12 protein-coding genes are annotated in these 12,705 nt (G+C 62.4%); 4 read left to right on the plus strand and 8 right to left on the minus strand.

The annotated features are described in order from the left end of the window. Positions 1-97: 97 nt before the first annotated feature. The 3 genes from FBX99_RS04510 to FBX99_RS04520 all read right to left on the minus strand — a co-directional run bounded on the left by FBX99_RS04510 (position 98) and on the right by FBX99_RS04520 (position 2,215). Positions 98-700, minus strand: a complete 603-nt coding sequence (locus FBX99_RS04510; RefSeq protein WP_144930466.1) for a LysE family translocator — start codon at positions 698-700, stop codon at positions 98-100. 54 nt (positions 701-754) lie between these two features. Beyond that, positions 755-1,591 (minus strand): AraC family transcriptional regulator, encoded by an 837-nt coding sequence (locus FBX99_RS04515; RefSeq protein WP_144930467.1) that lies wholly within the window; start codon positions 1,589-1,591, stop codon positions 755-757. Between the two features lie 198 nt (positions 1,592-1,789). Next, complete coding sequence (locus tag FBX99_RS04520) at positions 1,790-2,215, minus strand: heme-binding protein (RefSeq protein ID WP_047702979.1); 426 nt, start codon at positions 2,213-2,215, stop codon at positions 1,790-1,792. 216 nt (positions 2,216-2,431) lie between these two features. Between FBX99_RS04520 and FBX99_RS04525 the strand changes: the two genes are divergently transcribed. Together FBX99_RS04525 and FBX99_RS04530 are read left to right on the plus strand one after the other, a co-directional pair. Beyond that, a complete protein-coding gene (locus tag FBX99_RS04525) occupies positions 2,432-3,517 on the plus strand; it encodes an aromatic ring-hydroxylating dioxygenase subunit alpha (protein ID WP_145130757.1) in 1,086 nt (361 codons plus the stop codon). After that, complete coding sequence (locus FBX99_RS04530) at positions 3,514-4,464, plus strand: PDR/VanB family oxidoreductase (protein ID WP_145130759.1); 951 nt, start codon at positions 3,514-3,516, stop codon at positions 4,462-4,464. The genes FBX99_RS04525 and FBX99_RS04530 overlap by 4 nt, the downstream gene beginning before the upstream one ends. 140 nt (positions 4,465-4,604) lie before the next feature. Here the strand turns inward: FBX99_RS04530 and FBX99_RS04540 are convergent, their stop codons facing one another. The 4 genes from FBX99_RS04540 to FBX99_RS04555 form a co-directional block, all read right to left on the minus strand. After that, positions 4,605-5,318, minus strand: a complete 714-nt coding sequence (locus tag FBX99_RS04540) for a GntR family transcriptional regulator (RefSeq protein ID WP_047702976.1) — start codon at positions 5,316-5,318, stop codon at positions 4,605-4,607. Positions 5,319-5,522: 204 nt separating this feature from the next. Further along, positions 5,523-7,400 (minus strand): feruloyl-CoA synthase, encoded by a 1,878-nt coding sequence (locus FBX99_RS04545; protein ID WP_145130761.1) that lies wholly within the window; start codon positions 7,398-7,400, stop codon positions 5,523-5,525. 139 nt (positions 7,401-7,539) lie between these two features. Beyond that, positions 7,540-8,988: an aldehyde dehydrogenase gene (locus FBX99_RS04550; protein ID WP_145130764.1), complete on the minus strand. Its 1,449-nt coding sequence runs from the start codon at positions 8,986-8,988 to the stop codon at positions 7,540-7,542. Positions 8,989-9,072: 84 nt separating this feature from the next. Further along, entirely contained in the window at positions 9,073-9,903 is an 831-nt protein-coding gene (locus FBX99_RS04555) for a p-hydroxycinnamoyl CoA hydratase/lyase (protein WP_024777695.1), read from the minus strand. 216 nt (positions 9,904-10,119) lie between these two features. Here FBX99_RS04555 and FBX99_RS04560 point away from each other — a divergent pair, with 216 nt between their 5' ends. Then, the gene (locus FBX99_RS04560) at positions 10,120-10,605 is read left to right on the plus strand and encodes a MarR family winged helix-turn-helix transcriptional regulator (RefSeq protein ID WP_144930472.1); all 486 of its coding nucleotides are present in this window, start codon (positions 10,120-10,122) and stop codon (positions 10,603-10,605) included. A 97-nt stretch (positions 10,606-10,702) separates the two neighbouring features. On the opposite strand, the gene FBX99_RS04565 is transcribed toward FBX99_RS04560, so the two are convergent. Beyond that, positions 10,703-11,338 (minus strand): hypothetical protein, encoded by a 636-nt coding sequence (locus tag FBX99_RS04565; RefSeq protein WP_145130766.1) that lies wholly within the window; start codon positions 11,336-11,338, stop codon positions 10,703-10,705. Between the two features lie 239 nt (positions 11,339-11,577). Between FBX99_RS04565 and FBX99_RS04570 the strand changes: the two genes are divergently transcribed. Beyond that, the gene (locus tag FBX99_RS04570; RefSeq protein ID WP_144930474.1) at positions 11,578-12,429 is read left to right on the plus strand and encodes a CAP domain-containing protein; all 852 of its coding nucleotides are present in this window, start codon (positions 11,578-11,580) and stop codon (positions 12,427-12,429) included. Positions 12,430-12,705 lie beyond the last annotated feature (276 nt).

Below are 12,705 nucleotides of genomic sequence, written 5' to 3' on the forward strand. Positions count from 1 at the left end.
GGATGTAACGTGCGCTCAACCGGCGCGAGCCCGATGCTCCAAGAAATGGCTGTCTTTTGAAACCGTGCAACCGTTGCAAGGGGTTGCGGGGCGTAGCTCACACCAGCAACGTCAACCACGCCGAGACCAGCAGCAACAGTGCCATGGTCCGATTGAACCTGCCCATCGCCACGGCAGAACGGCAGAATCTGGCAGCACCGAGCCCCAGGTAAGCCCAGACGGTCATGCAGGGAATCGAGATTGCAAAAAACGCCAGGGACAACCACAAAACCCGCACGGTGCGGTCGGCTTCGGCGCCGGCAAACACGCTGACCACCGCCAGCGCCATCATCCAGGTCTTCGGGTTGACCAGCTGCAGGCCGGCCGCCCCGACCAGGCCAAGCCTCGGGCCTTCGACGGGTTGGTCAGGATCGATGGCCTGGGCCGGCGCACTGAAAATCTGCCAGGCCATCCAACTCAGCCAGGCGATGCCGGCCCAGGACAGTGCCGTTTGAATCGTCGCGTGGCGAGCCAGTACGTCCCCCAACCCCGTGCCGACCAGCAACACCAACAGAGCCGCCGCGGCACAGGCCCCGAGGATGATTGGGACTGTAGTCGGCAGGCCGAAGCGCGAACTGTGGCTCAACACCAGGATATTGGTCGGGCCCGGGGTGATGGAGGCGACAAACGCAAACAAGGCAAACGGCAGTAATTGGTCCATGGAGCAACTTCTCGGTGAAGAATCGTGACTCGATCCTCCCCCATGGAACGATGCTCAGTCTGGAACAATTGAGCAGCGCTTGCGGTAATCCGCCGGGCTCAGGCGATAGGCACGCTGGAACCAACGGCCCAGGTGACTCTGGTCGGCAAACCCGAGCTGTGCCGCCACGGCCACGGCGCTCTGGCCGCTGGCCAGCAGACGCCGGGCCCGGGCCAGCCGCAACTGGATCAGATAAGCATGGGGTGCCAGGCCGAACGCAGCCTTGAACGCACGGGTCAGGCGGAAACGATCGACACCGGTGACCCGTGCCAGATCGTCCAGGCCAATGTCTTCGTTCAGATGACTGTGCAGGTAATCACGGGCCCGCTGCGCAACCAACGGCAGGCGCGGATCGGGGTTGATCCGTGCCCGCCAGTGCAAATGTTGGGTCAAGCTGGCCAGCAGGGTGTCGAGCGCGGTCTGGCGGACGATGCGCAGTTCCTGGTCGTGCAGGCTCTGGAACGCCAGGGCCGTCGCGTGAGCCAAGCGTGCATCGTCGGCCAGGGTGGCGGCGAATCCCAGCTGCGCATTGTCTGGCGCGACGTCGAACAGCGAGCGCAGTTCTCGCTCCAGCCAGTGGGGTTCGAGGTACAGGGTGCGATAGGTAAAACCGCCGGCCTGGGGTGCATGTCCATCGTGGAGCTCACCGGGCTCCAGCAGGAAGACCTTGCCCGGCGTGCTGTTGTGTTGTTGGCGGCGGCAATGAAACTGCTGCACGCCTTCCTCGGTCATGCCGACCAGGTACGCGTCATGCCAATGGGGATCGTAGGCATGCCCTTCAAAATGCGCGCGCACGGTCTCGATGCCGGACGTGGCGTCCTGCTTGAGATCGATCCAGTTGCGCGAGGTCATGGGGTGTCCTGTTCGATTTATCCGCTTGAGCAGACTAACCGCTCAGGGCGAGGACTGTCTGGAAGATTTGTGCAGTTGCTTTTTGTGGGAGCGGGCTTGCTCGCGAATGCGATACATCTATCAGCACATGCATCGACTGACACACCGCTTTCGCGAGCAAGCCCGCTCCCACAAGAAATCTTCACAGGCAGCTTCCATTCAGGGATCAGGAACGAGGGCCGGCAACACCGCCTCCAGCGCGAGTCGCGCCAGTTCGGCATCCTGCTCGGACTTGACCCCGGACACGCCGATGGCGCCGATGCATTGGCCGTCGTGGCGAATGCTCACACCGCCTTCGAGCATGCCATGCAGATGCGGCGCACTGAGGAAGGCGTAGCGACCTTCGTTGATCATGTCTTCGAAAAACTTGCTGTCACGCCGACTCATGGCGGCGGTACGGGCTTTTTCGGTGGCGATGTAGGACGACAACGGCGAGGCACCGTCCAGCCGCAACAGGCCAAGCGGATGGCCGCCATCGTCCACCACACAGACCGACACGGCCCATTGACGCTGATGTGCCAGCTCCTTGGCTGCCACCAGCAACTGTGCGACGTCTTGTTCGGTAAGGACTGCCTTGGTTTTCATGAATCACTCCGATGTGCCACGCAAGAATCCGTGTCGCAGTATGTCCTTGGCGACAGTTCGAGCCAACCCGTATGAAATCCTGATCGTCGGGCAGCGGCACCAATGGATCCATTAAAAATGAAATACCGCACGATTCGTCGATAATACGTTGACAACAAAACTAGTTAAGAGACTTAATGGATCCACAGAAAAACAAAATCAGCCTGGAGACCCGTCATGTACCCCAAAAATGCCTGGTACGTTGCCTGCACCCCCGATGAAATCGCCGAGAAGCCCCTGGGCCGCCAGATCTGCGGCGAGAAAATGGTTTTCTACCGTGGGCATGAAGGCAAGGTCGCTGCCGTCGAGGACTTCTGCCCCCACCGTGGCGCCCCGCTTTCCTTGGGCTACGTCGAGAACGGCAATCTGGTGTGCGGTTACCACGGCCTGGTGATGGGCTGTGACGGCAAGACGGTTGAGATGCCAGGGCAGCGGGTGCGCGGGTTTCCCTGCAACAAGACTTTCGCCGTGGAAGAGCGCCATGGGTTCATCTGGGTCTGGCCCGGCGACCAGACGTTGGCCGACCCGGCGCAGATCCATCCTCTGGAATGGGCGGAAAACGAAGAGTGGGCTTATGGCGGTGGCCTGTTCCATATCCAGTGCGACTACCGCCTGATGATCGACAATCTGATGGACCTGACCCACGAAACCTACGTGCATGCCTCGAGCATCGGCCAGAAAGAGATCGACGAGGCGCCGCCCGTCACCACCGTCGAAGGCGACGAGGTCATCACCGCACGGCACATGGAAAACATCATGGCCCCGCCCTTCTGGCGCATGGCCCTGCGTGGCAACAACCTGGCCGACGACGTGCCGGTGGACCGCTGGCAGATCTGCCGCTTCACCCCGCCCAGCCATGTCATGATCGAAGTCGGCGTGGCCCATGCCGGCAACGGTGGTTATCACGCCGCGCCGCGGTTCAAGGCGTCGAGCATCGTGGTGGATTTCATTACGCCGGAAACCGAAACATCCATCTGGTATTTCTGGGGCATGGCCCGGCATTTCCAGCCCCAGGACGAAGCCCTGACCGCGAGCATTCGCGAAGGCCAGGGCAAGATTTTCAGCGAAGACCTGGAAATGCTCGAACGCCAGCAGCGCAACCTGCTGGACCATCCGCAACGCAACCTGCTCAAGCTCAACATCGATGCCGGTGGCGTGCAGTCACGTCGAGTGCTGGAGCGTTGGTTGGCCCGTGAGCGCGACGCCCAGGCGGGATTGATTGCCAGTACCCATCAGCCACAACCCGTGGAGCAACGGCCATGATCGAAGTTCAGGTCGCGGCACGGCACAACGAAGCCCTGGACATCTGCAGCTACGAGCTGACCCGCGTCGACGGTCAGCCGTTGCCGGCATTCACCGCCGGTGCCCATATCGATGTGCATTTGCCGGGTGGCGTGGTTCGTCAGTATTCGCTGTGCAACCACCCCGAGGAACGCCACCGTTATCTCATTGGCGTGCTCAGGGACCCAGCGTCGCGGGGCGGTTCAAGCAGCCTGCACGAGCAGATCCTGCCCGGTGCGCGGTTGTTCATCAGCGAACCACGCAATCTGTTTCCCCTCGCTGCCCAAGCCCGACGCCACTTGCTGTTTGCCGGAGGCATCGGCATCACGCCAATCCTGGCCATGGCCGAGCACCTTGCGCAGACCGGCGCAGCGTTCCAATTGCATTATTGCGCCAGGTCGCTGGAGCGGGCCGCCTTCATCGAGCGCCTGCGCCAGGCTCCGTATGCCGACCGGGTGTTCCTGCATTTCGATGAAGCGCCCGAAACCGCACTGGATACCGCTCGGGTGCTGGCGGCGCCCAGCGAAGATGTGCACCTCTATGTGTGCGGCCCCGGCGGGTTCATGCAGCATGTGCTGGACACCGCCAGGGCCCAAGGCTGGCAGGACACCTGCCTGCACCGCGAGTACTTCGCCGCCACCCCCACCGACAACCGCGCCGATGGCAGCTTTACCGTGAAACTGGCCAGCAGCGGCCAGGTGTTCGAAGTCCCCAAGGACCGCAGCGTCGTGCAGGTGCTGGAAAGCCATGGCATCGAGATTCCGATCTCCTGCGAACAAGGCGTCTGCGGCACCTGCCTGACCCGCGTGCTGGAAGGTATACCGGAACATCGCGACATGTTCCTGACCGAGGCCGAGCAGGCTTGCAACGATCAGTTCACGCCGTGCTGTTCCAGATCGAAGACGCCGTTGCTGGTGTTGGATCTCTAATATCTGAACAACATAAACCCCTGCGGGCCTTTGGGAGCGGGCTTGCTCGCGAAAGCGGTGTGTCAGCCAGCATCATTGCCACTGACCCGCCGCTTTCGCGAGCAAGCCCGCTCCCACAAGGGATCTGTGGCGATGGGGGTTCACTCGGAACGCAGGATCACCGTCATCCGCTCATCCGCCAGGGTCGAGCCAAATACCTCGGCGTAGCGCAAGGTGGCGTTGGCATGCTCGCGCATGATCGCCTCGGCCCGCGCGCCCTGGCGATGGACCAGCGCGTCGAACACCGAATGGTGCTGCATGTGGGCATAGTTGAAGCGCCGAAACTCGCCGGCCATGTTCTGCCGATCCACCGCCAGGGCGGTGACTGAGGCAAACGGCAAATGATCGTTGCGGGCCAGCGCATCAGCAATGGCCGGGTTGTGGCTGCCCTCGACGATCACCTGGTGAAAGCGCATGTTGAGGTCGTGGTAGACCTCCAGGTCTTCCTCGGTCACGTAGCCCTTGGCGAACAGTTCGTCGCCCTGCACCAGGCATTGTTCGAGGGTGGCACGAGCTTCCGCATCCAGGCCCCGTTCGGCGGTCTGGCGCGCAGCCAGGCCTTCCAGCACCCCGCGCACTTCCACCGCGCCGGCGATATCCTCGGCACTCACCGAGCGCACCTGGAACCCACGCCCGCCGAAGCGCACCAGCAAGCCTTCCTGCTCCAGGGTCCTGAACGCCATGCGCACCGGCATCCGCGACACGCCGAACCGCTGCGCCGTGGGAATCTCCATCAACCGCTCACCGGCCGCCAGCTCGCCAGAGGCAATCATTCTGCGTAACGCAACCAGCACCGTTTGGCCGGGCTTACTCATCCGGGGTACTTCCAGGGGAAAGAGACCGCCATAGTAAAAGCAAAACCCTGTGGGAGCGAGCCTGCTCGCTCCCACAGGAGTTGTTGTATTCGTCGCAGATCCATCGTGGGAGCGGGCTTGCTCGCGAAGGCGTCGTATCAGTCACTTGAATGTTGACTGACCCTACGCTTTCGCGAGCAAGCCCGCTCCCACAGGATTGAATGTTTAGCGAGAAGGTGTTGCCCGCAGGATCGACTCATCTTCGCCACGATACAGCGCCTCGACTTTCGCCGCCCGCCACTGCAACACCGCCCGCTGGTTGATGGAGCCCTTGTCGGTGATTTCGCCACGGTCGATGGACGCCGGTTCATCGAGCAGTGCGATCCATTCGACCCGGCTGGCATTGCCGCTGGCGCTGTGGTTGAGGCGTTGCAGCCAATCGGCGAACCATCGACGGACCGGGGCGCTGGCGAGTACCTGGGCATCGCTGGCGTCCGCAGGCAAGCCCGACAAGCGTCGGCACTCGGGAAGCCGCGGGAACACCAGGGCGCCCAGGCATTCGCGATCCGGCGCAGTCACCACCAGGTCCTGGACGTAAGGCGTGCCTTCCAGCACCGCACGGTTGCGCAACGGCCCGACGCTGACGAACACGCCAGAGGACAGTTTGAAATCCTCGGCAATCCGCCCGTCGAACATCAACCCCAACTGTGGATTAGCCGGATCGGCCAACTTGATCGCATCGCCCGAACAATAGAAACCGTCCTCGTCGAACACCTCGGCCGTCTGCTGCGGCGCGCGCCAGTAGCCGGGCATGATGTGCGGCCCGCGAAAGCGACCTTCGAACTTGCCGTCCACCGGCACCAGTCGCACTTCGCAACCCGGCGCCGGCAGGCCGATGTAGCCGGCCATGGACAACGGCCCGGTGGTAAAGGTGCAGGACGGAGACGCTTCGGTCATCCCCAGCCCGGCCATCATGCGGATGCGTTCGCCGCAATGCTGCTCGGCCACTTTGTCGAGCCGGTCCCAGGTGCTCTGCGACAGCCCGGCGGCAGCGAAGAAAAACAGGCTGACGCGCTCGAAGAAACGCTCGCGCAACTCGCCATCCCGCTCCAGCGCACTGACCAGCTCTTCCCAGCCCTTGGGCACGGTCAGGTAGGCGGTCGGCGAAATCTCCTTGAGATTGCGCAAGGTTTCGGCGAAACCCTGGGCGGTGGGCTTGCCGTCATCCAGGTAGAACGTACCGCCGTTGTATAACACGATGCCAACGTTGTGACTGCCGCCAAAGGTGTGGTTCCACGGCAACCAGTCCACCAGCACCGGCGGTGCTTCGCCGAACACCGGAAAGGTCTGCAACAGCATCTGCTGGTTGGCACAGAGCATGCGCTGGGTGGTGACCACCGCCTTGGGCAGTTTGGTGGAACCTGAGGTGAAGAGAAACTTGGCGATGCTATCGGGGCCGGTCGCGGCGAAGGCACGCTCGGCCTCCGCACTGCCGGGCTGCGCCAACAGGCTGGCGAAGCTGGTCCGGGAGCGCCCCGCCATCTCGCCATCCACCGTGATCAACGGCACATCCGCCGGCAACACCGCACTGACCGCGCGCTCGAATGGCGCCGCCTGGCTGACGAATACCAGCCCCGGCTGCAGCAGATCGCAGACATGCCGCAGCTTGGCAAAATCCTGGGACAACAGCGAATAGGCCGGCGACACCGGGCAATAGGGAATGCCGGCGTACATCGCGCCGAGGGCCATCTGCAGGTGTTCGATGTCATTGCCTGACAGCAATGCCAGGGGTTTGTCAGCCGACAGTCCATAAGCCAGCAGGCCCTGGGCAATGGCACGGACGCTGTCGAGCATTTCGGCGTAGCTGACCCGACGCCAGTCGCCGCCGTTCTGCCGTGCGGCGATAAAGGTCTGTTGCGGGCGCACCTGGGCCCAATGCACCAGGCGGTCGAGCAAGCGCGCCGGCAACGGTGCCAGGGCTTCCAGGGAACGCATGTGCAGGATGCCCTGCTCCTCACTGACCTCAACCGCGGGGTGACCAATCGACACTTGGCGATAATGCCCGGTGCCGGCTTGGGAGGACGATCTGAACTCGGAACTCACGTACATTTCCTCCACCAAGGCACGCCCGGTTCGCGATGCGAGCGGAACGTGACAGCGTCTGGCTGCGACCTTGTTATTGTTATGTCTGGCCTGCATCGAGGGCTTTTTCGAAGCTTAGCCGCCCACGATGCGATGGATATCAGATCGGGTAATGCCGGGGACCGTTCTGCAACGTCACCCAACGCAACTGGGTGAAATGCTCGATGGACGCCTTGCCACCAAAACTGCCGTAACCGCTGGACTTGACCCCACCGAAGGGCATCTGCGCCTCGTCGTGCACGGTCGGCCCGTTGATATGGCAAATGCCAGACTCGATCCGTTGGGCCAGGGCCAGTGCCCGGCTGGTGTCGCGGCTGAAAATCGCCGCCGACAGGCCGAATTCGGAATCGTTGGCCAGGCGCAGCAAAGCTTCGTCACCGCTGCCACGCAACAACACCGCTACCGGGCCAAAGGATTCTTCGCGGTACAGGCGCATGTCCGGCGTCACCCCATCGAGCAGCGTCGGTTGCAAAATGCTGCCCTCCAACTGACCGCCCGTCACCAGCGTGGCGCCTTTGGCCAGGGCGTCGTCGATCATGGCCTTGATGCGCTGTCCGGCACTGACATCGACCAACGAACCCAGCACCGAATCACCGCTGGCTGGATCACCGGCACGCAAGGTGGCGATTTTCGCTTTCAGCCGGGAAACGAAAGCATCGGCCACGCTCGTGTCCACGATCAGACGCTCGGTGGACATACAGATCTGCCCCTGGTTGAAGTACGCCCCGAAGGCAGCCGCTTCCACCGCGGCGTCCAGGTCGGCGTCGCCCAGCACCAGAAACGGCGCCTTACCGCCCAACTCCAGCAGCGCCGGCTTGAGATGACGGGCCGACAACTCGCCAACGATGCGCCCGACATGGGTCGAGCCGGTGAAGTTGACCCGGCGCACCGCCGGGTTGGCGATCAGTCGTTCGACGATCACCGGGGCGTCCGCGGGTGCGTTGCAGATCACGTTGACCACACCATCGCCCAACCCGGCGTCTTGCAGCACCTGGCCGATCAACCGATGCACCGCAGGGCTGATCTCCGACGCCTTGAGCACCACGGTGTTGCCGCAAGCCAAGGGCATGGCGATCGCGCGGGTGGCGAGAATCACCGGGGCGTTCCACGGCGCAATCCCCAGCACCACGCCGCACGGCTGACGCAGGGCCATGGCAAAACTGCCAGGTACGTCCGAAGGAATGACCTCGCCATTGATCTGGGTGGTCATGGCGGCGGCTTCTCGCAGCATGTTCGCCGCCAGGTGCACATTGAAGCCGTACCAGTTGGCCATCGCACCGGTTTCGCCGGCGGCGGCAATGAACTCAGCGCTGCGGGCCTGCAACTGCTCGGCCGCCCGCAGCAGACGGGTGCGACGTTCGTTGGGGGCCAGCGCAGCCCAGACGGGAAAAGCGGCTTGCGCGGCGGCCACGGCCGCGTCGGCATCTTCCACGGTGGCAGCGGCCACGCGGGACACCACTTCTCCAGTCACCGGATTGCAACGCTCGAAAGTCCGACCGTCACGGGCGGGGCACGACTGGCCGCCGATCAACAGGGGCACGTCCAGCATAGGATTCTCCTCATTTGGGATGAGCTGCAAGCTGCAAGCTTCAAGCTGCAAGTAGAAGCGGTTCGTGCTTGTAGCTTGAGCTTGTTAGCGCTTGTAGGCCTGCAGGCCCGGCTTGATGCTCTTGTCGTCGAGGAACTGCTTCATCCCCTGTTCGCGGCCGCCCTCTTTGTCCAGCAGGCGCGACTGGTCGAGCTTGGCGTACAGGTAGTCTTCGTTCTGCTCCCAGGTCAGTTCGCGGCAACGCTTGAAGCCATGCTTGGCCGCCCGCAGTACCACCGGGTTTTTCTCCAGCAGATTGCGCGCCAGCTCTATCGTGACCTCGCGCAGTTGCGCCAGGGGTACGCTTTCGTTGACCAGGCCCATCTCGGCGGCTTTCTGTCCACCGAAGGTCTTGCCGGTCATTATGTAGTACAGCGACTGGCGATGCCCCACGGTGTCGGCCATGGCCTTGCTGACGAGGTTGCCGGGCGGGATGCCCCAGTTGATTTCCGACAGGCCGAATGTGGCTTCGTCGGCGCAGATCGCCAGGTCGCAGGCCACCAGCGGGCTGAAGCCGCCACCGAAGCACCAGCCGTTGACCATAGCGATGGTCGGTTTGGCGTACATGCGCAGCAACTTCCACTGCCACTGCGAGGCTTCGCGGCGGATTTTCTCCTGGAGGATTTCCGGTCCTGCGTCCACCTCGCGGAAATATTCCTTGAGGTCCATGCCAGCGGTCCATGCGTCACCGGCTCCGGTCAGCACGAGCACGCCGGCGGCCGGATCCTGCTCCAGGGTTTCCAGCACGTCGATCATCTCGCGATTGAGAGTCGGGCTCATGGCATTGCGTTTTTCCGGGCGATTGAGGGTGACCCAGGCAATGCCTTCCTCGACGTCGACTTTGACCGTTGTCCAACGACCTTCGTAATTGCTCATGACACGTGCTCTCTCTTGTTCTTGGCTGAAGATGAACAAAAGCTAAACCGCAAAACTAGTTATGTCAATTAACTATTGATCGATTTATCCAGGTTTTCCCGCCGATGGAAATGACGACCTCGATCAATGAATGTGCAATCGACCGTAGCCATCGCGGCGCAACCTCGGCAAACTGGATAGCCTTGTTAATAATTCACCTTGAGGATGCTTTTTTCGATGGCCAAGTCTTCCAAGCTTGCCGAACCTGCCGCGATCGTGACTGACAGCGGCGCCGCGCCGGTGCCGCTGGACTCCGCGCTGGATGACCTGATCGGGTACGCCCTGCGTCGCGCCCAGCTGAAACTGTTCCAGAACCTCATCAGCCAACTGGCCGTTCATGACCTGCGGCCGGCCCAGTTCTCGGCGCTGGCGATCATCGACCAGAACCCCGGCCTGATGCAGGCCGACCTGGCCAAGGCCCTGGCGATCGAACCGCCGCAAGTGGTGCCGCTGCTGAACAAGCTGGAAAGCCGGGCGCTGGCCGTGCGGGTACGCTGCAAGCCGGACAAACGCTCCTATGGGATATTCCTGAGCAAGACCGGCGAAACCCTGCTCAAGGAACTCAAGCAGATCGCCGCCCAGAGCGACCTCGACTCCACGGCGGCCCTCTCGGGTGCGGAGCGGGAAGAGTTGTTGCGGTTGTTGAAGAAGGTTTACCAGTAGCAGAAATGCTCCTGTGGCGAGGGAGCTTGCTCCTCGCCACAGGTGATTTCATCCATTGACATGCCCCACTTTACCCATCTCAGGGCTCACAACTGCTTCAATCCGTAGTGCTGGCCGTCAGCACGCTGAGTGTGCGTCGTTGGGGGTTCCAGATGCTGAGGCACCACACGCCCCACCACTCCAGGCCATCGTCGAAATAATCACTCCAGGGGTCCCGGGCGGGATCCGGCTTGTCGCTGGCCAACCAGTCGAGGTTGAAATGGTCGACCCAGTTCAGTACTTCAACCTCGACGTCCGCCTCGAGGCCGAGCAGGCCGAGCCACTCCCTGAACAGCGCTTGTAAGTGACCATCGCCGAAGCGGGTGCCATAAGGCGGCTCGCAAAAGGCCTCGTACAAGGCGAAAGGTGGTGGATTATGCACCTCTCGGTCGGTACGCATGAGTTGCCCGATCTCCCGCCGGTCCAGCGGCTTGGCTCGGGCCTTGTCCAAGTCCCAGTTCATCTCGGGAGGCGCGGCATCGGCATAGCGGGGATCGAGGATCATCTGGCGATGTCGCTCCAGCCACAGCTGCCTGATGGCGAGGAACAATTGATCCACGGCCTGACGATGATGCGCCACGGTGATCATCTCGTCGGCCTCGGGGGCGAGCACGATAAATTCAAAGGCGCACCCGGCCTCCTCCATCCGCTGGCGCAGCGATGCGCTGGCCTGCTGCTCGATCACTTTCAACATGACGGGCTCCGTTGACCTTCGAGGTACACCACCTGGTGCCGGGCGATACCTGCGGATTTTATGGCTTTGAAAATGACAATCATGGACTTATTCGGCAGAAAACTGATCCCACTACATGAGGATTGTCCCAAACGGTACCAGACGGTACTGTCGCGGGAACTTAAAAGAGCGTGAATACCGTTGCCCCAGCGGGGCAAAAATTGCGCATCATAGGCGCCGTCCGCTCAAGGGAGATTTACATGCGTGCCATTTCATCCATCCTGCGCCTGGCCGTGCTGTCGCTGGGGCTGGCGTTCGCCGTCGGCGCCGTGGCTACCGAAGAGACGCAACTGGTCGAGTCCATCAACCTGTACCGCAGCCAGTCCCAACGCTGCTCGGGCCAGGCCTCCCTGGAGTTACCGCCGCTGGCGATGGACTCGCGGTTGATCCTGTCGGCCAACGGCATTGGCGACCTGCAGCAAGCGCTGGCACGCGCGGCTTATCCGATGGTCAACGTGCAGGCAATCAGCCTGTCCGGGCCGCGGGACGCGCAATCGGCGATGAAAGCCATACAGGAAAGTTTTTGCCAGGTAGTGCTGGACCCACAATTTATCGACATCGGCGTCAGCCGCCTGGATCGCGAATGGCGCATCGTCCTGGCGCGGCCCCTGTTGTCGGCTCGTCTGGCAGACTGGCAAGCCGAAGGCCAGAAGCTGCTGAAGCTGATCAATAGCGCCCGCGCCCAGCCCCGTCGGTGTGGGAGCGAGGCCTTCGCCGCGACCACGCCACTGTCCTGGAACGCCACCCTGGCCCTCGCTGCGGTAAACCACACCCGGGCCATGGCCAACAACAACTTCTTCGACCACAAGGACCGCGACGGCCGCACCCCGGGCGACCGCGCCGAACTGGCCGGTTACCTGGGCCAACTGATCGGCGAGAACATCGCCGCCGGACAGGACACCGCCCTGAAGGTGGTGGACGGTTGGCTGGCCAGCCCGGGGCACTGCGCCAACCTGATGAACCCGCAGTTCCGCGAGCTGGGTGCCGGTTATGCCGTGGACCCGAAGAGCGATGCGGGCATCTATTGGACCGCCATGTTTGGCACTCAATAAACGTATGACCAGGCTTACGTCATCGCGAGCAGGCTCGCTCCCACATGGAGATCCGATGAACTGAATCCTGAGACCGCCGCAAAACCACTGTGGGAGCGAGCCTGCTCGCGATTGTGGCGGGGCAATCAACATCAAGCGTCCTGAGCCACCGCCCCCAATAAAAAACGCCGCTCAATGAGCGTAATGCTGTTCACTTAAGCGGAGCGGCCTTACGATCTACCGGATACCGAGTTTTGGAAATCTTCACTGTCCTCGGCCGCCCTGGCCTTGGACGGT

This window comes from Pseudomonas sp. SJZ074 (assembly GCF_007828215.1).
GTDB lineage: Bacteria > Pseudomonadota > Gammaproteobacteria > Pseudomonadales > Pseudomonadaceae > Aquipseudomonas.

Bases quoted from the DNA above. Each gene is read 5' to 3' on its own strand.
- FBX99_RS04520 (WP_047702979.1), bottom strand. From the start codon at position 2,215: ATGAAAACCAAGGCAGTCCTTACCGAACAAGACGTCGCACAGTTGCTG.
- FBX99_RS04555 (WP_024777695.1), bottom strand. From the start codon at position 9,903: ATGAGCAATTACGAAGGTCGTTGGACAACGGTCAAAGTCGACGTCGAG.
- FBX99_RS04560 (WP_144930472.1), top strand. From the start codon at position 10,120: ATGGCCAAGTCTTCCAAGCTTGCCGAACCTGCCGCGATCGTGACTGAC.
- FBX99_RS04525 (WP_145130757.1), top strand. From the start codon at position 2,432: ATGTACCCCAAAAATGCCTGGTACGTTGCCTGCACCCCCGATGAAATC.
- FBX99_RS04570 (WP_144930474.1), top strand. From the start codon at position 11,578: ATGCGTGCCATTTCATCCATCCTGCGCCTGGCCGTGCTGTCGCTGGGG.
- FBX99_RS04515 (WP_144930467.1), bottom strand. From the start codon at position 1,591: ATGACCTCGCGCAACTGGATCGATCTCAAGCAGGACGCCACGTCCGGC.
- FBX99_RS04565 (WP_145130766.1), bottom strand. From the start codon at position 11,338: ATGTTGAAAGTGATCGAGCAGCAGGCCAGCGCATCGCTGCGCCAGCGG.
- FBX99_RS04510 (WP_144930466.1), bottom strand. From the start codon at position 700: ATGGACCAATTACTGCCGTTTGCCTTGTTTGCGTTTGTCGCCTCCATC.
- FBX99_RS04530 (WP_145130759.1), top strand. From the start codon at position 3,514: ATGATCGAAGTTCAGGTCGCGGCACGGCACAACGAAGCCCTGGACATC.
- FBX99_RS04540 (WP_047702976.1), bottom strand. From the start codon at position 5,318: ATGAGTAAGCCCGGCCAAACGGTGCTGGTTGCGTTACGCAGAATGATT.
- FBX99_RS04550 (WP_145130764.1), bottom strand. From the start codon at position 8,988: ATGCTGGACGTGCCCCTGTTGATCGGCGGCCAGTCGTGCCCCGCCCGT.